Here is a 21,032-nt window from a genome sequence, read left to right on the forward strand (position 1 = left end):
ACCCGGTCCAACCCCGCGGGGGGACCGATGCTTCCCGCGTCTCACCCCACCCCGGGCGGGGCGGGTCAGGCGTCCTCGGTGGCGACCCGGACCTCGGGCTCCACGGTGATCTCGGTGTTCAGCGAGTTGGCGATGAAGCACTCCTCGTGGGCGCGCTCGATGAACTCCGCGATCCGGCTGGTGTCGCTGCCGGGTGCCAGGACGATCCGCGGGCGCAGCGTGATGGTGCTGATCCGCATGCCCGACCGGGCCATCGGCATCCGCCCGAGCGCCTCGTCGCGGTAGTCCACGACGTCCAGCCCCTCGCGTGCGGCGACCGCGAGGAAGGAGAGCATCTGGCAGCTGCTGGCGGCGAGCACCACCAGCTGCTCGGGGTTCAGGCGTTCTGGCACCCCGCGGAAGTGCGGGTCTGCGGTGAGTTCCAGCTCGATGCCAGGCCCCGCGGTGCCGGTGTGGCTGCGGCTGTAGTTGCGCAGTCCCTCGGCCGTGGAGCCGCTCCACGCGAGGGTCGTCGGGAAGGTGTGCTCGAGCATGCGGACAGTCTCCCCCAGGGCAAGGAGGGTGTCGCGGGACCTGTCACCCTGCCCCGGGTGGTGGGGCAGGGCGACAGGCCGTGCGGACCCGGGCTCCGGGTCCCTGGTCAGTCCGCCAGGGCCGTCACGGTGCCGGCGGCGACGGTCCGGCCGCCCTCCCGGACGGCGAACCCGAGACCGACCTCGAGCGCGATCGGTTTGTCCAACTCGACGGTCGCCTCGACCGTGTCCCCGGGCAGCACCAGCTCGGCGCCATCCAGCCGCAGGCTCCCGGGCACGTCGGTGGTCCGGAAGTAGAACTGCGGCCGGTAGTCGTCGGCGAACGCGGTGTGCCGACCGCCCTCCTCGGCGGTCAGCGCTCGCAGCGTCGTGCGGAACCGTCGGTGCGGCTGCACCGACCCCGGCACGACCAGCACCTGGCCGCGCCGGACCTGCTCCCGGCCCACGCCGCGCAGCAGGACCGCCGCGTTGTCGCCCGCCCGGACCTCCTCCAGCGTCTTGCCGAACGTCTCCAGGCCCGTGGCGACCGAGGTGACGGTCTCCCCGAGCCCGACGAGCTCGACGGTCTCCCCGAGGCGCAGCGTGCCGCGCTCGACGGCACCGGTGACCACGGTGCCCCGACCCGTGATGGTCAGGGCGTTCTCCACGGGCATGAGGAACGGCATACCGAGGTCCCGCTCCGGCAGCGGCACGTACTCGTCGACGGCGCGCAGCAGGTCGGCGATCGAGGCGGTCCACCGCGGGTCGCCGTCCAGGGCGCCGAGTGCGGACACCGGGACGACCGGCAGGTCGGATCCCGGGAAGCCGTACTCCTCGAGCAGGTCGCGCACCTCCAGCTCGACGAGCTCGAGTAGCTCGGGCTCCTCCACCGTGTCGGCCTTGTTGAGCGCCACGACGAGATAGGGGACGCCGACCCGCTGGGCGAGCAGCACGTGCTCGCGGGTCTGCGGCATCGCCCCGTCCTGTGCGGAGACGACCAGGATCGCCGCGTCGACCTGGGCCGCTCCGGTGATCATGTTCTTCACGTAGTCGGCGTGGCCCGGCATGTCGACGTGGGCGTAGTGCCGGGTGGCGGTCTCGTACTCGACGTGCGAGATGTTGATGGTGATCCCGCGGCGCGCCTCCTCCGGCGCCCGGTCGATCCCCTCGAACGCGACGAAGTCGTTGGTCTCGGGGGAGGCGTCGGCGAGCACCTTGGTGATCGCGGCGGTCAGCGTCGTCTTGCCGTGGTCGACGTGACCCATCGTGCCGATGTTGAGGTGCGGCTTGGACCGCATGAACTGGCTCTTGGCCATGGGTGATCTGCTTCCTGTGTCTGTCTGTCTCTGGGCGGCAGGACCGCGGGACGGGCAACGCGCGCCACGGGGAGTCCGTGGGGGTGCCCGGGAGGGGGAACGACCCTCCTCCGTGGGTCCTGCTGGGACAGGAGGAGGGTCAGACTTCGGCGCCGTCGAGGCGGAAGAGGTCCGCCGCGGCGACCCGGCGCGCAGGTGCGCAGCGCTCAGCACCCGAGCGGCGGGTGCCGGTCAGGTGCTGGAAGCCGGTGGCGGCGGACATGGTGATCACGGTACGGGCGCAACGCTGCGCGGCGCCACCGGATTCCCGCCCTCGTCTCCCGCCCCGCTAGCGGCGCGGCAGGAAGGGCCGCCCGGCGAGCATCACCAGGACCACGACCAGCCCGGTGACCGGGAGGACGACCCACATCGAGTCGTTGATCCCCGAGGCCAGGGTGCCGGCGGCCAGTCCGGCGAGGACGGCCAACCCGCCCAGCAGACCCTGGCGCCACTGGATGCCACTGGACCGCTGCCGCGCGGGAGGCTGCTCGGGAGTGCTCATGGCACCACCCTCGCACGCAGCCGCCGCGCCCTGCTCACGGCCGGGGCAGGAGGTGCTCGCGCAGGTAGCTGACGGCCCGGTCCAGGTGCGGCCCGATCGGGGTGCCGAGGAAGCAGTGGTCAGCGCCCTCGACCACCTCCAGGGTGGCGTCGACCCCGGCGACGCGGAGGGCCGTGTGCAGCCGCTGGCTGTGCTCCACCCCGACGACGCCGTCGCGGGCGCCGTGCATGAGCAGCGTCGGCGGGATGGCGCCGTGGACGTGCTCCGCCGGGGCCATCGCCCGCAGCACACGGGCGTCGTCCTGGAACGCCGCGGACCCGAGGAACGGCACCCCGCCGCCCCCGGCGGCGAACTCCTCCAGCCGGTCCGGCCCGTAGAAGAGCACCGCGGCCCGGGTGTCCACGGGGCCCTCGCCGATGCCGACGTCGCCGAGCAGGTGGCTGTCGGCATACGGATCGGTGCCGAGGAAGGCGACCATCGCGGCCAGCTGTGCTCCGGCGGACTCGCCCCACACCCCGATCCGGTCGGCGTCCACACCCAGGTCGCCGGCGTAGCGGCGCAGGTAGCGGACCGCGGCGACGCAGTCGTGCACGCAGGCGGGGAACGGCGCCTCGGCGAGCAACCGGTAGTCGACCGTGGCCACCGCCAGCCCCGCCCCGACGAGCGTGTCGAACAGCGTCTGCTGGCCCCACTGGAGCGGCACGTAGCGCCGGTCACCTTCGGTCCACCCGCCGCCGTGGATCCAGACCACGAGAGGCACCGGGCCGGTGACGTCGGCCGGGACGTGCAGGTCGAGGGTGAGCGGGCGGTATCCGGGCACGAACGCGAAGGTCAGGCCCGTCCAGGACCGGGCGCCGTGCACGCCGTCGCTGCTCAGGGGTGGGTAGTGCGTGGGCGGCGGGAACGGTCCGTCCTCGACGGGCGGGCGCAGGTCGCGGATGTCCATGAGGCCAGGGTGCCAGCCGCCGGGCGGCAGCCGGCGCCAGTCAGGTGGCTGGCGGGTTGGCCGCCCAGATGAAGACCACCAGGGCCAGCGCCGACACCAGGGTGAGGGCCAGCACCACCCAGGTCACCCAGGTGGCCCGCCGCCCGATGCGCAGGTGTCCGTCCAGCTGCGAGGTGAGCCGGACCCCCTGCCGGTAGCCCGCGTAGCGCTCGGATGCGATGTCGGCGACCGCACGTGCCGCCTCCGCGGCCTCCGTCAGGGACTTCTTCTCCGGGCCGGTCGCCGCCGCGGCCGCGGACCGCGCCGCGAAGGCCTTGTCGCGTGCGTCGTAGTAGGCCTTGCCGGTGTCGTCTGCGGACTGCAGGAGGTTCTGGAGACTCGCGGCGCCGCGGTGGTAGGAGGAGTCGTTGCGCACCGCGTGCAGGAGACTCGTGGGCTTGCCGTCTTTCACGACCTTCCTCAGCCGGGCCAGGTCGCTGCCGGGGCCGGGCATCTGCACGAACGCGAGCAGGCCCAGCGCCACGACCACGAGGAGGAGCACGAGGGTGAACGAGGCTCCGGCGGCGATGAGTCGCTCCACTGTCTTCCGGCCACGCGAGCCTGCCGACGTCGGAGAGCTGGGTGCCGGCCAGCAGCAGGGCGGCGATGGCAGAGAGGGCGCCGATGAGCCACTTGATCGAGCTCAGGAACTGGTCGTTGGCGGCCTGGAACGGGCTCACCGGCGGAGCACCGGTGCCGGACCCAGACGGCTTCTCGGTGGCCTTGGCCGGCATGCCGGTCGCCCCGCCCGGAGACGGCTCCTGCCCCGTGTCACCATCCCGGAATGCCGCCCAGGCAGCCTTGACTGCGGCGCGGATCCGGGATCTCCTAGGCATCGTCGGTGGCGATCCGGATCTGGACGGACTCCACGTGGGGAGCCACGACGTCCCTGATCTCGGTGCTGGACAGACCCTTGGCCGCGCTCTCGATCTTCACGGAGACGGAGGAGCTCAGGTCTGCTGCCCAGGCGCTGAGCTCTCGCTTGGTGACGTCGGAGGTCAGCCGGACGACGTAGCGAATCGGCCAGCCGTCCGGGTCGTCGTTGCGGGCCACGATGTGGATCGCCATGCAACCTCCCTCGGTTGGCCCAAGGATCCCCCCAACGTCGCTGGAGCGTCAACGGTCGGATCGGTCGGTGCGCAGGTCAGGTGCGGGGCAGGCCGAGGTCGCGGTCCAGCCGAGCGATCTGGGCGCGCACCATCGGTTGCAGCGGTGACGCCGGCGGAAGCAGGTGGGCCTGGGCCACCCACAGGTCGTAGTCGTCGGTGCCCCAGGAGGACCGGGTCCAGGCGGCGAGCAGGTCGGGCCGCCGGCTCTCCAGGACCGCCTGGCGCAGGGCGCCCGCGAGGTCGTCCCGCAGCGCGACCACGCCGGGGGCCTGGGAGTGCGGGAGCAGCGGTCCGGCGTAGTGCCGCAGCGCTGCCTCGACGTCCCCGCTGGCCAGGAACGCACGGACCAGGTGCCAGTCACCCGCGAGGTCACCGACGAGCCGGTAGGGGCGTGATGCGACCACCTCATCGCCCACCAGGCCGCGTAGCCGGTTCAGCTCCGCCCGGAGGGTGGAGGGCGTGACGTCCGAGGCGTACAGGTCCAACGCCAACTCCTCACCCGACATGCCCCCCGGCCGGCCGGCCAGGATGGCCAGCACCTCGCTGTGCCGCGGGCTCAACACCATCGTGCGGTCCGCCGACCGCAGTAGCGCCTCGCGCCGACCCAGGGCCTCCAACCGGAACGTGATCCCCGCCCCCAGCATGGAGGCGTCGGGGACCGGCCCGGACCGATGGCCCGAGCGCAACAGTTCGGCCTCGGCCAGGCGCGCCGCAGCGCGCACCATCGCCAACGACTGAGGCGCCGCGACGTCGGCGCCGCCGGTGATGTCGAGGACGCCCAACAGCCGCCCCGACTCGGGGTGGTGGATGGGTGCCGCGGCGCAGTGCCACGGGCGGACCGAGCGCCGGAAGTGCTCCTCGCCCGTGACGATCGTGGGGCGGTCCAGCACGAGGGCCGTCCCGGGGGCGTTCGTGCCGGCGACCCGTTCATCCCAGCTGGAGCCCTCGACGAAGCCGATCGCCTCGGCCCGGCGCAGCGTAGCCAGCGTCCCGCTGACCCACAACAACTGGCCCTGGTCGTCGGTCAGGGCCAACAGGGCGTCCGAGGCACGGGCCGCCTGACCCAGGACGTCCTCCAGCAGCGGGTAGACCAGCGCCAGCGGATGCGCCTCGCGGTACCCCGTGAGGTCGTCGCGGGGCAGCGTGATGGTCGGCTCGGTGGCGTCGACACTCACGCCAGCGGCCGCCGAGCGTTGCCACGAGTCGGCCACCTCGGACCGCATGGTGCGGGGCATGTCCCCCATTCAAGGCGCACCTGCGGCAAAGGGCAACAGTGATGCAACGTAGATGCAACGTTGTGCCGCCTAGCGTGGGGAGCACCCCTGCACGGGGAACCACCAGCGACGTTGGGAGCACACCATGACTGTGTACGCACCTCCGGGGAGCGCGGACTCCTCGATCGAGGTCAAGAGCCGCTACGGCCACTACATCGGGGGAGAGTGGGTCGAACCGGTCAAGGGGGAGTACTTCGAGAACATCACGCCAGTCACCGGTCAGGTCTTCACCGAGGTGGCTCGGGGGACCGCGGAGGACATCGACGCCGCGCTCGACGCGGCACACCAGGCAGCCGGCCCCTGGGGAGCGACCTCCCCGGCCGAGCGAGCCGACGTCCTAGTCAGGATTGCCCAGCGGATCGAGGAGAATCTCGAGGACCTGGCCGTCATCGAGTCGTGGGACAACGGCAAGTCGGTGCGCGAGTCCCTCGCGGCGGACCTCCCCCTGGCCGTGGACCACTTCAAGTACTTCGCCGGGGCACTGCGCGCCCAGGAGGGCGGCATTTCCCAGATTGATGAGACCACGGTCGCCTACCACTTCCACGAGCCGTTGGGCGTGGTCGGCCAGATCATCCCGTGGAACTTCCCGATCCTGATGGGGGTCTGGAAGCTGGCCCCCGCCCTGGCCGCCGGCAACGCGGTTGTCCTCAAGCCGGCCGAGCAGACCCCGTGGTCGATTCTGAAGCTGTTCGAGGTGATCGGTGACCTGCTTCCCGCGGGCGTGGTCAACATCGTCAACGGCTTCGGCACCGAGGCCGGCAAACCGCTTGCCTCCAGCCCGCGGGTGGCCAAGGTCGCCTTCACCGGCGAGACCACCACCGGTCGCCTGATCATGCAGTACGCCAGCCAGAATCTCATCCCGGTCACCCTGGAGTTGGGCGGCAAGAGCCCGAACATTTTCTTCGAGAACGTCGCGGCCCAGCAGGACGCGTTCTACGACAAGGCGCTCGAGGGATTCACGATGTTCGCCCTCAACCAGGGCGAGGTCTGCACCTGTCCGTCCCGCGCGCTGGTCCAGTCCTCCATCTACGACCAGTTTGTCGGCGACGCGATCGGCCGCGTCAAGGCGATCAAGACCGGCAACCCGCTGGACACCGACACGATGATCGGGGCCCAGGCCAGCAACGACCAGCTCGAGAAGATCCTGTCCTACATCGACATCGGCAAGCAGGAGGGCGCCAAGGTCCTCACCGGTGGCGGCCGCAACGAGCTCGAGGGCGACCTGGCCGGCGGGTACTACGTGCAGCCGACCGTGTTCGAGGGTGAGAACTCGATGCGCATCTTCCAGGAGGAGATCTTCGGCCCGGTGGTGGCGCTGACCCGGTTCGACGAGGAGGCAGACGCGCTGAAGACGGCCAACGACACCCTGTACGGTCTCGGCGCGGGCGTCTGGAGCCGCGACGGCTCGCAGGCCTTCCGGGTCGGGCGCGGGATCCAGGCCGGGCGCGTCTGGACCAACTGCTACCACGCCTACCCGGCACACGCCGCGTTCGGCGGCTACAAGCAGTCCGGCATCGGCCGGGAGAACCACAAGATGATGCTCGACCACTACCAGCAGACCAAGAACCTGCTGGTGTCCTACAGCCCGGACAAGCTGGGCTTCTTCTGATCGGAGCGATCTGTGAGTGCACCGACCCCCACCCGGGTCGCGGTCACCGACGAGGCCGCGGATCTGCTCCGCGGCCTCGTCGCCCGGCACGGCCCGGTGATGTTCCACCAGTCCGGCGGTTGCTGTGACGGCTCCTCGCCGATGTGCTACCCCGACGGGGAGTTCCTCACCGGCGACGCCGACGTGCACCTGGGTGACCTCCTGGTCCCCGGAATCGAAGCCCCGATCGCGGTGTGGATGTCGCGGTCCCAATTCGAGTACTGGAAGCACACCCACCTGACCATCGACGCCGTCCCCGGCCGGGGAGCCGGGTTCTCCCTGGAGGCGCCTGAGGGCAAACGCTTCCTCATCCGCTCACGGCTGCTCACCGACGAGGAGGTCAGCTACTTCGACGCGGCACAGGCCTGAACGCCACCGTCGGCAGGTAGCCTGGCGCCATCGACGGTGAGGAGCAGCAGATGGGCGTCACGACGGGGGAGGCACCCTCCACGGGCACGGACCACCAGGACCCGCTGGAGCGGGCCCTGGTGCGGCAGGGCTGGGAGCTGGTCGAGGTGGTCGAACGGATCGGCCCGGCCGAGACGAACCGACTGCTGGCACCCCGGTGGGAGCAGGCCCGCGAGCGGGGGAAGTCCTCCTACACCCCGCTGCCGGTGAGCAAGGGGCTCAGCCCGTACCACCGCTCCATGTACGAAAGCTCGGGCAACCTGACCCGATTCGCCCGGACCTGCGACTTCGTCCGCCCGGGGGAGCGGGTGATGGAGGTGGGGATCGGCCGCGGCTTCCTGGCGACGATGCTGCTGCGCGACGCCGGCATCAGCGCCTACAAGGGCATCGAGCTCGACGAGCGCAACGTGACCGCCGCCACCCACGTCCTGGAGGCGAACGGGTTCAGCGACCGGGCGACCGCCGAGCAGGGTGACCTCTATGAGCTGACCCGCGAGGTGGTGGCCGCCCACGACACCGACCTGCTGGTCTGTTGCGAGGTGCTGGAGCACGTGCCCGATCCCGAGGCGGGCCTGAAGGCGCTGGCGGACGCGCTGCCCGACGGGACCGACCTGTTGGTCTCGGTCCCGCTGCGCGGCCGCCTCGAGTCGGTCTGGGGTCACATCGCGATGTTCGGGGTGCCCCGGGTGCGCGACATGCTGGAGGGGGCGGGGCTGACGGTGCACCACGTCGAGCCGCTGGCCAACACCTGGGTCTTCATCCTGTGCTCCCGCAACCCCGCCGGCACCGGACGCTCGGCGCTGGCCGCTGCCGCGGTGCCGGACCTCATCTCCGATCTGGAGACACCCGAGGAGTGGCCGATGCGGGTCGACAACGTCGACGTGGAGGCCGCCGAGTCGCGCTGGAACAGACGGCTGGCCTCGCACTCGGTCCGGCCGGCCGACCCGGAGAAGGACGAGGTTGGCGTCATCCTGGAGGCCGTGGCCGAGACCGACCCGGTGGTGCGCCGGGGCGTGGGCCGACTCGGCCGGCTCCCCGGGGTGGACCGCCTGGCCAACGCGACACGGGTCAAGGGCCACTACGCCGGTATGTCGTTCCCGTGCCAGGAGGTGCGGGGGGTCCGGATCGAGATCGATCCCTTCGACCTCGACGGCGTCTTCGCCTTCTACGGCGACTTCTATGCGGGCGCGACCCGCCTGGCCCGGTGGAAGTGGGACCGGACGAAGACGCCCCGGGCCAAGCGCCCCACGTTCGTGCTGCAGCAGCACCGCGGCGGCGCCTACTTCAAACTGGTCAAGGACGGGGACGTGAGCACCGCCGACAGCTTCGAGCTGTTCGCCCAGCTCAGGTCCGGCGGCACGGTGCGGGTCGCCGTGCGCCGGCTCGGCTGGCTCAGGTGAGGCAGCTGCCCCCGTGACGACCCTCGACGTCAGCGTGACCGGGCCCCAGGGCACGATCGACCTGTCCAACGGCCTCCTCGGACCGGCCAGCACCATCTTCTTCGGCGCCTGCGACGCGCTGCGGGACGGGAAGGCCACGGGGACGGCCGGTGCCGCGGGGTGCAGCGTCACGATGAAGGGCGAGGTGCTGCTGGACCTGCTCCCTGGCAGCGATGCCGGGCTCTACCAGAAGCACTCCTCCTCCGGGGAGCAGATCCGGGCCTTCCGCGACAGTGTCGACCCGGCTGCCGACTACCGCGTGGACGCCCTCGAGGTCTGAGGCGCCAGAGGCACCGTCACCGGGTGAACCGGTAGCCGCGGGGGAAGAGCGGGTCGTCGAAGTCCGGCTTGTCCTCGGGGTGGGCCCGCACGTCGTCCATGCTGCGCGGGATGTCGAAGGGCAACCGCCCGACCGGTGCGACCACGCCGGTCAGCGCGTCGACCCAGGCCTCGTCGCTCGTGCCGTAGGAGGCGGTGAGGGTCGTGGTCACGTCGAGCAGCGGCGTGAGGACGGCCGGGCGGTCCAGGAACACGTCCACCACGAGCGGGCAGCACGCGGCGACCCGGGCGAGCCGGTGGGCCAGTCCGGGTTGGAAGTCCAACGACCCCTGGTGGAACCAGGCCTCGAGGAAGAGCTCGTCCCGCGGCTCGAAGGGTGCCGCCAGCCGCACCACGGCCAGGTCCGCGTCCTCCGGCCGCGCCACGACCTCACCCAGTCGGGCGGCCACCTCGGGACGCACCCCCTCGGCATACACCCGCCGGGTGCTGCGCTCCAGGAGCGGCAGCAGCGCGCCGCCGGTCAGCACGGTCACGGACGCCGCCTGGGCCTCGCGACCCGCCGCGCGGGAGGACTCCTGGCCGACGACCGCGGCTGCGGCGTCCTCGTCGACATACGGGTCGTCGAACAGCCCCAGGCGGAACTTGACCGCGAGCAGCCGCCTGGCGGACTCCTCGATCCGCGCCTCCGTCACCCGGCCCTGCCCGACCAGGTCGGCGAGCACCTCGACGCACTCCTCGCCGCCGAACTGGTCGCACCCGGCGTGCAGGAGCAGCTCCATCCGGCCGTGCGGGTCGAGGTCCTCGACCCCCCACGCCCGCGCCGGCAGCACCTGGTCCCCGACGTGGTTGTCGTTGATCAGCTCCCAGTCCGAGAGCACCACGCCGTCGAAGCCGAGCCGGCCGCGCAGCAGCTCGGTCACGACGGTGGGGCTGAAGCCGAAGCCGACCTCCTCGATCTCCAGGCCGCCCAGGGTCAGCCCGACCGGTTTGGAGTAGTAGGGCATGACCCCGGACACGCCTGCCCCGATCGCCGCGGGGAACGGTTGCAGGTGGGCGTCCTGGCTGCCGCTGGGGTAGACCTGATCCGTGCCGTAGGGGAAGTGCGAGTCCTCCCCGTCGCGGACCGCGCCGCCGCCGGGGAAGTGCTTGGCGGTGCACGCCACGCTCGCGGGGCCGAGCACCGGGCCCTGGAGCCCCGCGAGGTAGGCCACCCCCAGCTCGGTGACCAGGTCCGGGTCGGAGCCGAAGGTCTGGGCCTGGCGCGCCCAGCGCGGCTCGGTCGCCAGGTCCAGCGTGGGGTGCAGCGCGGCGCGGATGCCGACGGCGAGGTACTCCTGCCGGACGATGTCGGCGAACCGGCGTACCAGCTCCGGGTCCCGCAGTGCCGCCAGCCCCAGCATCTCCGGCCACTGCGAGAAGGATCCGGCGGCGAAGCTGGCGCCCGCGTTCTCGGCGAACGCGTGCCGTGGGTCGGTCGAGATGGTGACCGGTATGCCGTGGGGCGTCTCCTCGGCGATGGCCTGGACCGCGTTGTGCCAGCGGGCGGCCAACCGGGGGTCACCGAGCTCGTGCACGTTGAAGTGGTTGACCAGCTTGCCGCCCACCACGTGCGCCGTCCCCGTCTTGCTGATCGCCCCCGGACCGTCCACGACCGTGCCGTCCGCTCCCGCCTCGATGACGGTGTGGAACATCAGCCCGATCTTCTCGGCGAGGGACAGCCGTGCCAAGAGGTCCTCGACCCGGTCGGCGACCGGGAGGCGGGGGTCCTCGAAGGGGTCCATCACCCCGTTGCGGTTCAGGTCCCGGAAGGCGACGCCGTCCGGCCCGGTCAGGAAGGTGGCCGCCACGCCGTCACTCACCCGGCCCGAAGACCTCGGGGGCGATGACCGGCCGGAGCCGCTGACGCACCTCACCCCGGACGAAGTAGCGCTGCAGCAGCCCGTCGCCCAGCACGTTGCCCAGCGCCCCCATGATCATCGACTGGTCCAGCGAGAGGTGACGTCGGGCCACCTGCCCGGAGACCGTGGCGATGGCGTCGTAGAACCCGCCCGGTCCGTAGGCGTCGAAGTCCGCCTCGATCCGCTGCAGGTTCTGCGTCGCCTCGAGCGGCTCGTGCATCATCGCCAGGAAGGCCGCGTGCGGGGTGACCACGCCGTCCCCGAAGTCCGGCTTGGGCTCGTCCCAGCGGAAGTCGGTCTGCTCCACATCGGAGAAGTACCCGTCGGGTCGCAGCCCGAGCGCGTCCACGCCCCACTCGGCATACCCGCCGAACGGGTCGCTGGCGGGGGAGAAACCCCAGTACCCGTACTCCTCCATCCCGTGCAGCCGCTGGGTCGCGACGTGCCGCGGGTGGTTGGTGCCCCATGACCGCGGCGCCCACTCCTCCTCGGGGACGAACACGTTGGGCATCAGCTCCTCGAACATCGAGCCGCCCCACCCGGGCACGGTGTGCATCCCGTAGTAGTCGTGCGCCCCCTCGTAGACGTCGACGCCGAGGTAGCTGCGCCACTGCCCGACGGGAGGCATCTCGGGCCAGTCCCAGTCCGGCGGGAAGCTGCGCCAGGCCTGGTAGTAGGCGCTGGCCGGGACCTGCCCCCGGGCGATCGCCAGGTAGGTGGTGATCCGGGTCTCCGAGACGATGGTGTCGTAGTGGTGCTCGGCGGTGTACCAGACCGGCTCCCCGGCGTCGATCAGGTCGCGCGGCTCGGTGACCGGCGGCTCGAGCAGCCGGGTCGGCTCCTCCAGGTAGAACCCGCCGTAGTTGAGGTAGGGCCGCTCGAAGGTGGGGTCGGCGAAGACGTCGAAGCGCATCCGGTCGAACATCCGGCCGGCGAGTGCGCGGTTGGCCGGGTCGCCGTTGCGCACCACGAGCAGCGCCGCGCCCAGCCAGGCGGCGTCGATGCTGGAGACGAACGGGACGACCGGGTCGCCGGTCTCGGGCCACTCCAGGACCACCGAGCCGTCTCGTGGGTCGTACCAGTTGAAGTACATCCCGCTGGCCGTGTGGTGCTCCAGGGTGTCCAGGGTGCGCAGCGACTGCCGGATCCGGCCGTTGGCCTCGCGCGGATTGATGATCCCCAGGTCCCGGGCCACGATCGTGGACCACAGGTAGCCGCCGAGGTTGGTGGGGGAGGTGTAGACGGCCGGGGTGGACAGGTCGCCGTCGATGTTGTCCGAGACCAGCCCGGTGTCGGGGTCCACCATCGCGACCACCGAGGCCCAGGTGTCCTCCGCCCACCGGGTCAGCGTGGCGCGGTCGACGCCGGACGGCAGTCTCCCGGCTCCGCCGCGGCCGGCGCCCGGGGGCGCGGTGGCGAAGCCGGCAGCGCCGGGCCAGGCCGTGAGCGCCAGGCCGGCGAGGCCGCCGGCGATGGCGCTGCGCCGGCTCAGGGTGGGGGTATGCCGTGGGGTCGGCTGGGGGGTCATCTCAGCTCTCCTTGGGTCGGGTCGTGCAGGACGGGCTCACTTCAGGCCCGTGGTCGCGATGCCCTGGATGAAGCGTCGCTGGAAGATCAGGAAGACGATGAGGACCGGCACCACCACGACGGTGGCGCCGGCGAGCAGCAGCCCGTAGTTGGTCTGGTTCTGACCGGTGGAGACCAGGGCCAGGGCCACCGGCAGGGTGTAGCTGCGCTCCCCGGTCGCGACCACCAGCGGCCACAGGAAGTTGTTCCAGCTGCCGAGGAAGGTCAGGATCCCGAGGGTGGCCATCGCCGGCCCGAGCAGCGGCATGATCACCCGGGCAAAGATCGTGAGCTCGCCCGCGCCGTCGATCCGGGCCGCCTCCACGAGGTCGCGGGGCAGGCCGAGGATGAACTGCCGCATCAGGAAGACCCCGAAGGGTGCCACGAGGAAGGGCAGGATCAGCCCCGGCAGGGTGTTGACCAGGCCCATGTTGGCCACCAGGACGAACAGCGGGACGAAGGTGACGACGCCGGGGATCATCAGGGTGGCCATGATCAGCACGAAGATGGTCCGCTTGCCCCGGAAGTCCAGCATCGCCAGGGCGTAGCCGACGGCGGAGCAGAAGAGCAGGTTGCCCGCGGTGACGGCCACCGCGACCACGGTCGAGTTGAGGAAGTAGCGGCCGAAGTTCATCCGGCTGAACAGGTCGCCGTGAAGTTGTCCGAGCGTCACGCTCTCCGGCAGCCACGTCGGGGGCACCTGGCGCAGCTCGGCGTTCGTCTTGACGCTGCCCAGCACCATCCACAGGAACGGGGTGATGACCAGGAGCAGCACGACGGTGAGCAGCAGGTAGAGCCACCACCGGTTGCGGAAGCCGGCGTCGCGGTTCATCGGTCGTCCCTCTCGGCCAGGAAGCGGAACTGGATGGCGGTCACGATGGCGATGACGACGAAGATCAGGTAGCTCAGCGCGCGCGGCGTACCCGTAGTTGCCGAAGCTGAACTGCTGGTAGGTGTACATCGACGCCGAGATGCGTGCTGTCCAGCGGTCCGCCGGAGGTCATCACGAAGGGCTCCTCGAAGAACTGCAGGTAGCCGATCGCCGTGGTGACCGAGACGAACAGGATGGTCGGGCGCAGCAGCGGCAGGGTGACGTTGCGGAACCGCTGCCAGGCGTTGGCGCCGTCGATCGCGGCGGCCTCGTGCAGCGACTGCGGCACTCCCTGCAGCCCGGCGAGGAAGATGATCATGGCGGTGCCGAAGTTGCGCCACGCGGCCATCACGATGAGCGAGGGCATCGCCCACGTCGTCGAGCCGAGCCAGTTCGGGCCGTCGATCCCCACCCACCCGAGGGCGGTGTTGACCAGCCCGGCGTCCGGGTGCAGCAGGAAGCGCCACACGACCGCGACGGCGACGATCGAGGTCACGACGGGGGTGTAGAAACCCAGGCGGAACAGTGAGCGGAGCCGGCTGATCCCGCTGTTGAGCACCACCGCGGCGGTCAGCGCGATGACCAGCGTCAGCGGCACCCCGATCACCACGAAGTACGCCGTGTTCAGCGCGGCCTGGCGGAAGGTGGGGTCGGCGAAGGCCTTGGCGTACTGCTCGAGCCCGACGAAGTCCACGGCGAACGGCGTGCGCAGGTCGCGGTTGCGGATGTCGGTGAAGGAGAAGAACACCGACTGGACCACCGGCCAGGCGGTGAAGAGCAGGAACAGCAGCAGGAACGGCAGGGTCAGCAGCCACCCCGCCCGTTCCTCCCGCCCTGCGGTGGGGGCGGACACGGGTTACTGCCCGGTGCCGATCGACTCGGCCTGGGACTGCGCGGCCTTGACGGCCTCGTCGCCGGACAAACCGGCCTTGGCCACCTTCTCCAGTTCGCCGTCCAGGGCCGTGGCGACCTCCTCCCAGCTGGGGAAGGACGGCGGGGCCTGGGCGGTGGTGAGCGCGTCACCGAAGGCCGCGAGCTTGGCGTCCTCGGTCAGGGCCGGGTCGTCCCAGGCGGCCTGGACCGACGGAAGGTCGGTGGTCAGCTCGTACCAGGCCACCTGGGTCTCGGGCTGGGTGAGCCAGTCGACGAGCGTCCAGGCGGCGTCGCGGCTCTCGGTGCCCTGGAATACGGCGAGGTTGGACCCGCCGATGAAGGAGCTCGACTCCCCGCCTTCGGCGACCGGGACCGGGGCGACGTCGTAGCTGTCGGCGAAGTTCTCCTCGCCCTCCTCGGCGGCCATGTCCTCGACGATGGCCATCATCCACGGGCCGGAGATGAACATCGGGACCGAGCCGCTGACGAAGTCGGCCTCGGTCTGGCCCTCGGGCGGGTTGGGGTTGGCGATGCCGTCGGTGAAGAAGGAGCCGAAGTAGTCGACGGTCGAGGCCAGCTCGGGGGAGTCGAAGGTGTAGCCGTCGTCGCTGGCGATCGACGCACCGGCCGACCAGGCCAGCGGCAGCACGGTCTGCCAGGAGCCCTGGCCGCCGGGCTGGAGGGCCACGCCCCAGTCGGCGCCGCCCCCGTCCTGCATGGCGGCCGCCATCTCCTTGAAGCCGGCCTGGTCGGCCGGCACCTCGCTGACCCCGGCCTGCTCGGCGATGTCGGTGCGGTAGTAGACCATCCGGGTCTCGACATACCAGGGCACCCCGTAGGAGGTGCCGTCGACGACGGTCGTCTCGTGCGCGCCCTCGAAGAACTTCTCGGAGTCGATCGAGGTGGGCGTCGGGTCGAGGGCGTCCATGCCGGCGAACTCGCCCATCCAGGTGGTGCCGACCATGGCGACGTCCGGGGTCTCCCCGGCGGTGATCGAGTTGACGAACTTGTCGTGCGCGGAGTCCCACGGGACGGGCGTCACGTTCACCGTGATGTCGGGGTGGGCCTCGGTGAACTCCTGCACCAGCTCGGGCAGTTTCTCGCCCTCCGCACCCATGGCCCAGACCTCCAGGTCGCCGGACGCGTCCTCGGTGTTCACCGCCTCACCGGCGGGGGCGCCGTCGCCGTCGCCGGAGCTCTCGTCGTCCCGGCCGCAACCGGTCAGGGCCAGGGCTGCGCAGAGGGCAAACGCGATCGTCGTCTTCGTCCGTCGCATGGGGTGTTTCTCCTTGGGTGGGTCCGGTCAGGGGACCGGGGTGGGGGCGGGGCAGCCGCAGGACTCGCGGATCACCAGGTGGGTCGGCAGTTGGTGGGGGGCAGCCGCCGTCGACGGCGTCGGCGCCCGCGACGAGGTCGAGCATCCGGGCGGCGGCCTGGGCGGCGAGCTCGCGCACGGGCTGCGCGACGGTGGTCAGGCGGGGGCTGACGAGGCCGGCCGAGAAGACGTCGTCGAAGCCGGTGACGGCCACGGGCAGGGTGCCGTCGTGGCCGGCGAGGGTGAGCCGGTCGATGATCCCGAGGGCCAGCTCGTCGTTGGCGCAGACGAGCGCGTCGGTCTCGAGCTCGCCGGCGAGGAACGACTCGGCGACTCGCGCGCCCGTCCGTCGAGCTCGTAGCCCACCCGGACCGGCCCGGTCGCGTCGGGGGCCTCGGCGCAGAACGCCTCGTAGCGCTCCCGGACGTCGAAGGCCAGGTCCGGATCGCCCACGAAGACCGGTCGGCGGTAGCCGTGCTCGTCCAGCAGGTGCCGGGTCAGTGCCGCGAAGCTGCGCCGGCTCTCGGTCGTGAACGTCTCGATGTCGTGCACCGCCCCGGACACCCCGATGAGGGGGACCTTGCGGCGCACCGCCGACAGGGTCGTCGCGGAGACCGGGACGCTGCCCATCAGCACGATCCCGTCGACCTGTCCGGCCAGGCGCAGCATCCGTGCCTGGGTGTCGGGACGGCCGTCGGCGACGAGCAGGAGGACGCTCTGTCCGGCGTCCGAGGCGACGGACTCATAGCCCATCAGGAGCTCGGAGTAGTAGGTGCCGTGCAGCTCGGGCAGCACGAGGCCGTGGGCGTGGTGCTTCTTGGAGGCCAGCGAACGGGCGCCACCGTGCGGCACGTAGTTGAGCTCGCGGATCGCGTCGAGGACCCGCTCGCGGGTGGCGGCGCGGACCACCGCGGGCTCCTGCAGCACCCGGCTGACGGTGGCCACGGAGACGCCGGCGCGCTCGGCGACGGTGTAGACCGTCGCCCGGCCTCCGGGTTTGCTCGCCATCATCAAGCCGTCGTCGCTCCTCATGGAATGTAAGCGCATACATTGGGCGCCCGAAGATAGTCCCGGGTCGGCGGCTTGGCAACCCCGGTCGTCCCGTTCAGCAGGCGCGCTCGAGCCCCGCGCAGCACGTCACGGCAGGTGCCGCAGGGAGTACTCGTGCTGGAGGTAAATTTTCGGTCAGTCGCCGCGCAGGCGGTTGCGACTCGTGAAGATCTCGAGTGGCTGGGTCGGTCCGGTGATCTCGACGGTGGCGGGGATGGTGGACCAGGATCCACCGTCGACGCTCACCTCGCCGCCGTAGGTCACCGTGATGCTCGGCCCGACCTCCTGGCGCCGTCGAGTACTCGTGCGTGATGTCGCCGTCCGCGATAGCCGCCGCCCATCGAGGCCGTCGGCCCCTCCGAGGTTCCGTCCCCGAAGGCGTACGTGGCGTCCTGGAAGACCGGGCGGATCCGCACCTCGCGCCCCACGATGGTCGTCGTGTCCACCTCGCCCGGCTCATAGCCCTCCTCGGGCCACTCCAGGGAGAAGTAGACCGGCAGGTTCACCACGGTCCGGTTGTCCTCCGGCTGGAGCGACGTCGTCGGCAGGGCGAACTCCGTGCGGTGGAACTGCTCGATGATCATCGCCTCGGTGAGCTCCACCTCCGCTCCGGACCGCGGCGGCACATGGTCGGTGTAGCAGGTGTGACTGAAGTGCTGCCACGGGCCGAGTGGTCCGTCTGCGTCGGCCTCGCGGCGGTACAGCAGCGAGAGCGGCCCTTCGCTGTCGGGGCGCCGGCTTTCGCAGTACTGCGCGGCGCTCAGACAGCAAGGACGAGCCTGCGGATCGTCCGGAGTGTTGCCCGCGCAGTCGATCACCGCGGAGTACTCGAACCAGCGGGAAGGGTGTGCGGTCCGGGAATTTCATCCGGGTAGATGGCGGCCAGCCCTGCGGTGCTGCCGGAGAGTCAGTCCGACGTATAAACCCGGACCGTCGTCGTTCCAGCAATCAAGAGCCGAATGCACGGGTCATCATCTTTCGGTGGCGCGAGGTTTTGGATTGCGCTCCGCGCAGTCAGCCACGAGAGCACGAAGAGACACCGTGGTGGTCATGCGACCATCCCCCATCGGTTCATGTCAGGTGCCCTCGGCAGCGAATATCTGCGACACCAGTCCAGGATTCCCCGGACCGTATGAGGTCAAACTTGAAGGTTCCACTGGTCGCCTCGGCTAACTGCGGACAACTTCGCCATCGGCATCCGAAATCACGTCGACGGCCAACTGCTCAACGTCTCAGTGCTGACAACAGCTTCTGATCCGGGTAGACGAGGATCGTCTGCTGCTGATCGTCGATCTCGAGGATTGGTCCGGAGTGAACCGTGGTTGTTCTCCGACGAGAGTAACGCACGTTGCTCCTCAAAGTTGTGCGCAGGTGTCGCACGCGTCAGCCGCGAGCGGCTCCAGCACCCCCTCCTCAGGCTCCATCCCGGTCTGGTTGATCAGGTCGATGTAGTGGCGGGCGAAGGCCTCGGCACCCGCTTCGGAGTCCTCGTGGATGTCCGCCCCTTCCGGTGTCGTCGTCTCCTCGACCTCATCGGGCGGGCTCGACGTGGCCGTCGGTGTCGTCCTCGACGGGCGCGGTGCTGGTCGCGGCGTCGTCATCGGGGGAGGACGTGGTCAGCGGGTCCTCGGGCGTGGGCATCGCCGCGGGCTCGTCGTCACCCCCGCAGCCGGCGATGGCCAGCAGGCCGGCCAGGACGAACGGCACTGTTCGTTTCACGGGACCCTCCCGGTTCTGAGTTCGGACCGCAGTGCCCCCGCGGTCCCGGGTCCTGCCAGTGTGGGCACAGATCGGTGGCCGAGGGAGTTTTCCACAGGTAAAGATTCCGTAAGAATGTCTGGCCCTCTGCGACGGCCGGGGCCTGGCGCAGGGGGCGCGCTTCCGATTCCGCGCCCCCACCAGGCATACTGGATGCACGCGCTCCGGGGTCGGTGTAATTCCGAACCGGCGGTGATAGTCCGCGACCCGGCCGCAGCCAGCGGCCGGTTGACCTGGTGGAACTCCAGGACCGACGGTGAAAGTCCGGATGGTAGGCAGCGCGTGACCTGCACCGCAGGTCCTGGCACGGTCCGGAGGACCGTGGCCACCGTCGGATCCCGGCGGGGGTCACGCGCACCCCGTGGCCGGTCGCCCATCCTCCCGGAGCTCGAGCCAGTGGCCGAGCGAGAGGGAGAGCACCTCCGATGACCAGCACGGTGGACCGTGAGCCGATGCGCCGCGCCCTGCGCGCCGCGCTGGCCGGTCCCGCCGCCGACCCCAACCCGCGGGTGGGGGCGGTCGTGCTGGACGCCGCCGGTGAGGTCGTCGGCACCGGTCACCACGCGGGGGCCGGCACGCCGCACGCCGAGGTGGTCGCCCTGGCCGAGGCGGGGGAGCGCGCGAGGGGCGGGACGGCATACGTCACCCTCGAGCCCTGCTCGCACACCGGGCGCACCCCGCCCTGCACGGAGGCGCTGCTCGGAGGCGGGGATCGCCGCGGTCGTGTATGCCGTGTCCGACCCCAGCGCCGCGGCCGGCGGCGGGGCGGCGGTGCTGGCCGGGCAGGGGGTGCGGGTCAGCGGGGGAGCCGAGGCCGTGGGCGAGGAGCTCGCCGCCGAGGCGGGGGAGCTCATCTCCTCGTGGGCGTTCGCGGTGCGGCACGGCCGACCGCGGGTCGTCTGGAAGGTGGCCAGCACCCTCGACGGGCGGATCGCCGCCGCCGACGGGAGCAGCGCGTGGATCACCTCGCCGCAGGCCCGGGCCGACGCCCAGCAGCTGCGCGCGGCCTGCGGCGCGATCGTCGTGGGGACCGGCACGGCGCTCGCCGACGACCCCTCGCTCACCGCGCGGCACGACGACGGCACGCTCCGGGAGCGCCAGCCGCTGCGCGTCGTCGTCGGCCGGCGCGACCTGCCCGCACGGGGCCCGGCTGCGCGACGACAGCGCGGAGACGCTGCACGCTGCGCAGCCACGACCCGGCCGGGGTGCTGGCCGAGCTGCACGACCGAGAGGTGCGCCAGGTGCTGCTCGAGGGCGGGGCCACGCTGGCGGCGGCGTTCTGGCGGGCGGGGCTGGTCGACGAGGTCGTCGCCTACCTCGCGCCGGCGCTGCTGGGGGCCGGGGCGGCCGCTGTGGGGGACCTGGGGATCACGTCCATCAGCGGGATCGCGCGCCTGGAGGTCACCGACCTGCGGCGCGTCGGCCCCGACGTCCGTCTCGCTGCCCGCCCCGTCGGGAACCCGAAGGAGAAGTAGATGTTCACCGGAATCGTCGAAGAGCTGGGCGAGGTGGTCGCCCGCACCGAGTTGGAGGACTCCGCGGTGCTGCGGATCCGCGGCCCACTCGTCACCCAGGACGCCGGGCACGGCGACTCCATCGCCGTCAACGGGGTCTGCCTGACGGTGACCGAGGTCGGCGACGGCGAGTTCGGCACCGACGTGATGGCCGAGACGCTGGCGCACAGTGCGCTGGCCGACCTGGAGCCCGGCGCGCCGGTCAACCTGGAGCGGGCGCTGCGCTCGGACGGCCGGTTCGGCGGGCACGTCGTGCAGGGGCACGTCGACACCACCACGACGCTGCTGGCGCGGGAGCCCGGGGAGCGGTGGGACGTGGTGACCCTGGCGCTGCCGCCGGAGATCGCCCGCTACGTCGTGCACAAGGGCTCGATCACCCTCGACGGGGTCTCGCTCACCGTGTCGGCGGTGGCCGAGGACACCTTCCAGGTCTCCCTCATCCCGACCACGCTGGAGGCCACCACGCTGGGGCGGCGGGCCGTGGGGGAGCGGCTCAACGTGGAGGTCGACGTGCTGGCCAAGTATGTCGAGCGGCTGCTGGGTGCGCGCGCTGCCGCACCCGCGGGTGCCTCGCTCGACCCGGCCACCCTCGGGGCGGTGACCTCGTGAACGCCCTGACGCCGGACCTGCTGGACGCCCGGGTCGGTGCCGCGCTGGAGTCGCTGCGGCAGGGCCG

At 71.4% G+C, this 21,032-nt stretch carries 22 protein-coding genes, 3 pseudogenes and 1 riboswitch; of the genes and pseudogenes, 8 read left to right on the top strand and 17 right to left on the bottom strand.

Features of this window, described 5'->3' with window-relative positions; translation table 11 throughout:
* Positions 1-65 precede the first annotated feature (65 nt).
* The 8 genes from AC1QRC_RS08465 to AC1QRC_RS08500 form a co-directional block, all read right to left on the bottom strand.
* The gene (locus AC1QRC_RS08465) at positions 66-533 is read right to left on the bottom strand and encodes an OsmC family protein (RefSeq protein ID WP_484206333.1); all 468 of its coding nucleotides are present in this window, start codon (positions 531-533) and stop codon (positions 66-68) included.
* A 107-nt stretch (positions 534-640) separates the two neighbouring features.
* Positions 641-1,828, bottom strand: a complete 1,188-nt coding sequence (tuf, locus tag AC1QRC_RS08470; RefSeq protein WP_484206334.1) for an elongation factor Tu — start codon at positions 1,826-1,828, stop codon at positions 641-643.
* Positions 1,829-1,967: 139 nt separating this feature from the next.
* Positions 1,968-2,090: a hypothetical protein gene (locus tag AC1QRC_RS08475; RefSeq protein ID WP_484206335.1), complete on the bottom strand. Its 123-nt coding sequence runs from the start codon at positions 2,088-2,090 to the stop codon at positions 1,968-1,970.
* A 66-nt stretch (positions 2,091-2,156) separates the two neighbouring features.
* Positions 2,157-2,369 carry a hypothetical protein gene (locus AC1QRC_RS08480; RefSeq protein ID WP_484206336.1) on the bottom strand — a complete coding sequence of 71 codons (213 nt, stop codon included), beginning with the start codon at positions 2,367-2,369 and terminating at the stop codon, positions 2,157-2,159.
* Positions 2,370-2,403: 34 nt separating this feature from the next.
* Positions 2,404-3,315, bottom strand: coding sequence for an alpha/beta hydrolase fold domain-containing protein (locus AC1QRC_RS08485; protein WP_484206337.1), 912 nt, complete (start codon positions 3,313-3,315; stop codon positions 2,404-2,406).
* A 40-nt stretch (positions 3,316-3,355) separates the two neighbouring features.
* Positions 3,356-3,895: a hypothetical protein gene (locus AC1QRC_RS08490; RefSeq protein ID WP_484206338.1), complete on the bottom strand. Its 540-nt coding sequence runs from the start codon at positions 3,893-3,895 to the stop codon at positions 3,356-3,358.
* 287 nt (positions 3,896-4,182) lie between these two features.
* On the bottom strand, positions 4,183-4,422 hold the full coding sequence (locus tag AC1QRC_RS08495; RefSeq protein ID WP_484206339.1) for a hypothetical protein: 240 nt from the start codon (positions 4,420-4,422) through the stop codon (positions 4,183-4,185).
* Positions 4,423-4,498: 76 nt separating this feature from the next.
* The gene (locus tag AC1QRC_RS08500; RefSeq protein WP_484206340.1) at positions 4,499-5,698 is read right to left on the bottom strand and encodes a GAF domain-containing protein; all 1,200 of its coding nucleotides are present in this window, start codon (positions 5,696-5,698) and stop codon (positions 4,499-4,501) included.
* 124 nt (positions 5,699-5,822) lie between these two features.
* Between AC1QRC_RS08500 and exaC the strand changes: the two genes are divergently transcribed.
* From exaC to AC1QRC_RS08520, 4 genes are read left to right on the top strand one after another with little or no spacing between them, the layout of a single operon-like run.
* Entirely contained in the window at positions 5,823-7,346 is a 1,524-nt protein-coding gene (gene exaC / locus AC1QRC_RS08505; RefSeq protein WP_484206341.1) for an acetaldehyde dehydrogenase ExaC, read from the top strand.
* 12 nt (positions 7,347-7,358) lie between these two features.
* A complete protein-coding gene (locus AC1QRC_RS08510) occupies positions 7,359-7,754 on the top strand; it encodes a DUF779 domain-containing protein (protein ID WP_484206342.1) in 396 nt (131 codons plus the stop codon).
* 50 nt (positions 7,755-7,804) lie between these two features.
* Positions 7,805-9,193 carry a class I SAM-dependent methyltransferase gene (locus AC1QRC_RS08515; protein ID WP_484206343.1) on the top strand — a complete coding sequence of 463 codons (1,389 nt, stop codon included), beginning with the start codon at positions 7,805-7,807 and terminating at the stop codon, positions 9,191-9,193.
* A 13-nt stretch (positions 9,194-9,206) separates the two neighbouring features.
* Positions 9,207-9,512: a hypothetical protein gene (locus AC1QRC_RS08520; protein WP_484206344.1), complete on the top strand. Its 306-nt coding sequence runs from the start codon at positions 9,207-9,209 to the stop codon at positions 9,510-9,512.
* 16 nt (positions 9,513-9,528) lie between these two features.
* On the opposite strand, the gene AC1QRC_RS08525 is transcribed toward AC1QRC_RS08520, so the two are convergent.
* The 9 genes and pseudogenes from AC1QRC_RS08525 to AC1QRC_RS08565 all read right to left on the bottom strand — a co-directional run bounded on the left by AC1QRC_RS08525 (position 9,529) and on the right by AC1QRC_RS08565 (position 18,803).
* A complete protein-coding gene (locus AC1QRC_RS08525) occupies positions 9,529-11,370 on the bottom strand; it encodes a glycoside hydrolase family 3 protein (protein WP_484206345.1) in 1,842 nt (613 codons plus the stop codon).
* The gene (locus AC1QRC_RS08530; protein WP_484206346.1) at positions 11,363-12,937 is read right to left on the bottom strand and encodes a glucoamylase family protein; all 1,575 of its coding nucleotides are present in this window, start codon (positions 12,935-12,937) and stop codon (positions 11,363-11,365) included. The genes AC1QRC_RS08525 and AC1QRC_RS08530 overlap by 8 nt, the downstream gene beginning before the upstream one ends.
* A gap of 36 nt (positions 12,938-12,973) precedes the next feature.
* Positions 12,974-13,807 carry a carbohydrate ABC transporter permease gene (locus tag AC1QRC_RS08535; protein WP_484206347.1) on the bottom strand — a complete coding sequence of 278 codons (834 nt, stop codon included), beginning with the start codon at positions 13,805-13,807 and terminating at the stop codon, positions 12,974-12,976.
* Between the two features lie 73 nt (positions 13,808-13,880).
* Complete coding sequence (locus AC1QRC_RS08540; protein ID WP_484206348.1) at positions 13,881-14,699, bottom strand: carbohydrate ABC transporter permease; 819 nt, start codon at positions 14,697-14,699, stop codon at positions 13,881-13,883.
* Between the two features lie 3 nt (positions 14,700-14,702).
* Positions 14,703-15,995 (bottom strand): sugar ABC transporter substrate-binding protein, encoded by a 1,293-nt coding sequence (locus tag AC1QRC_RS08545; RefSeq protein WP_484206349.1) that lies wholly within the window; start codon positions 15,993-15,995, stop codon positions 14,703-14,705.
* Positions 15,883-16,437 carry a substrate-binding domain-containing protein gene (locus AC1QRC_RS08550; protein WP_484206598.1) on the bottom strand — a complete coding sequence of 185 codons (555 nt, stop codon included), beginning with the start codon at positions 16,435-16,437 and terminating at the stop codon, positions 15,883-15,885. Before AC1QRC_RS08550 ends, AC1QRC_RS08545 begins: the two co-directional genes overlap by 113 nt.
* A gap of 2 nt (positions 16,438-16,439) precedes the next feature.
* Positions 16,440-17,081 (bottom strand): annotated as a pseudogene (locus tag AC1QRC_RS08555) (LacI family DNA-binding transcriptional regulator); the annotation flags it as partial.
* Positions 17,082-17,344: 263 nt separating this feature from the next.
* Positions 17,345-17,710, bottom strand: a complete 366-nt coding sequence (locus AC1QRC_RS08560; protein WP_484206350.1) for a hypothetical protein — start codon at positions 17,708-17,710, stop codon at positions 17,345-17,347.
* Between the two features lie 904 nt (positions 17,711-18,614).
* On the bottom strand, positions 18,615-18,803 hold the full coding sequence (locus tag AC1QRC_RS08565) for a hypothetical protein (protein ID WP_484206351.1): 189 nt from the start codon (positions 18,801-18,803) through the stop codon (positions 18,615-18,617).
* A gap of 194 nt (positions 18,804-18,997) precedes the next feature.
* Positions 18,998-19,128, top strand: a riboswitch (FMN riboswitch).
* Between the two features lie 166 nt (positions 19,129-19,294).
* Between AC1QRC_RS08565 and AC1QRC_RS08570 the strand changes: the two are divergent.
* From AC1QRC_RS08570 to AC1QRC_RS08585, 4 genes and pseudogenes are all read left to right on the top strand, one after another.
* Positions 19,295-19,531 (top strand): annotated as a pseudogene (locus tag AC1QRC_RS08570) (bifunctional diaminohydroxyphosphoribosylaminopyrimidine deaminase/5-amino-6-(5-phosphoribosylamino)uracil reductase RibD); the annotation flags it as partial.
* 127 nt (positions 19,532-19,658) lie between these two features.
* Positions 19,659-19,910: pseudogene (locus AC1QRC_RS08575) on the top strand (RibD family protein); the annotation flags it as partial.
* Positions 19,799-20,317, top strand: a complete 519-nt coding sequence (locus tag AC1QRC_RS08580) for a dihydrofolate reductase family protein (protein ID WP_484206599.1) — start codon at positions 19,799-19,801, stop codon at positions 20,315-20,317. The pseudogene AC1QRC_RS08575 and the gene AC1QRC_RS08580, both read left to right, overlap by 112 nt.
* Positions 20,318-20,965 (top strand): riboflavin synthase, encoded by a 648-nt coding sequence (locus AC1QRC_RS08585; protein WP_484206352.1) that lies wholly within the window; start codon positions 20,318-20,320, stop codon positions 20,963-20,965.
* Positions 20,966-21,032: the final 67 nt, after the last annotated feature.

The sequence above is a fragment of the Ornithinicoccus sp. genome, from assembly GCF_057176825.1.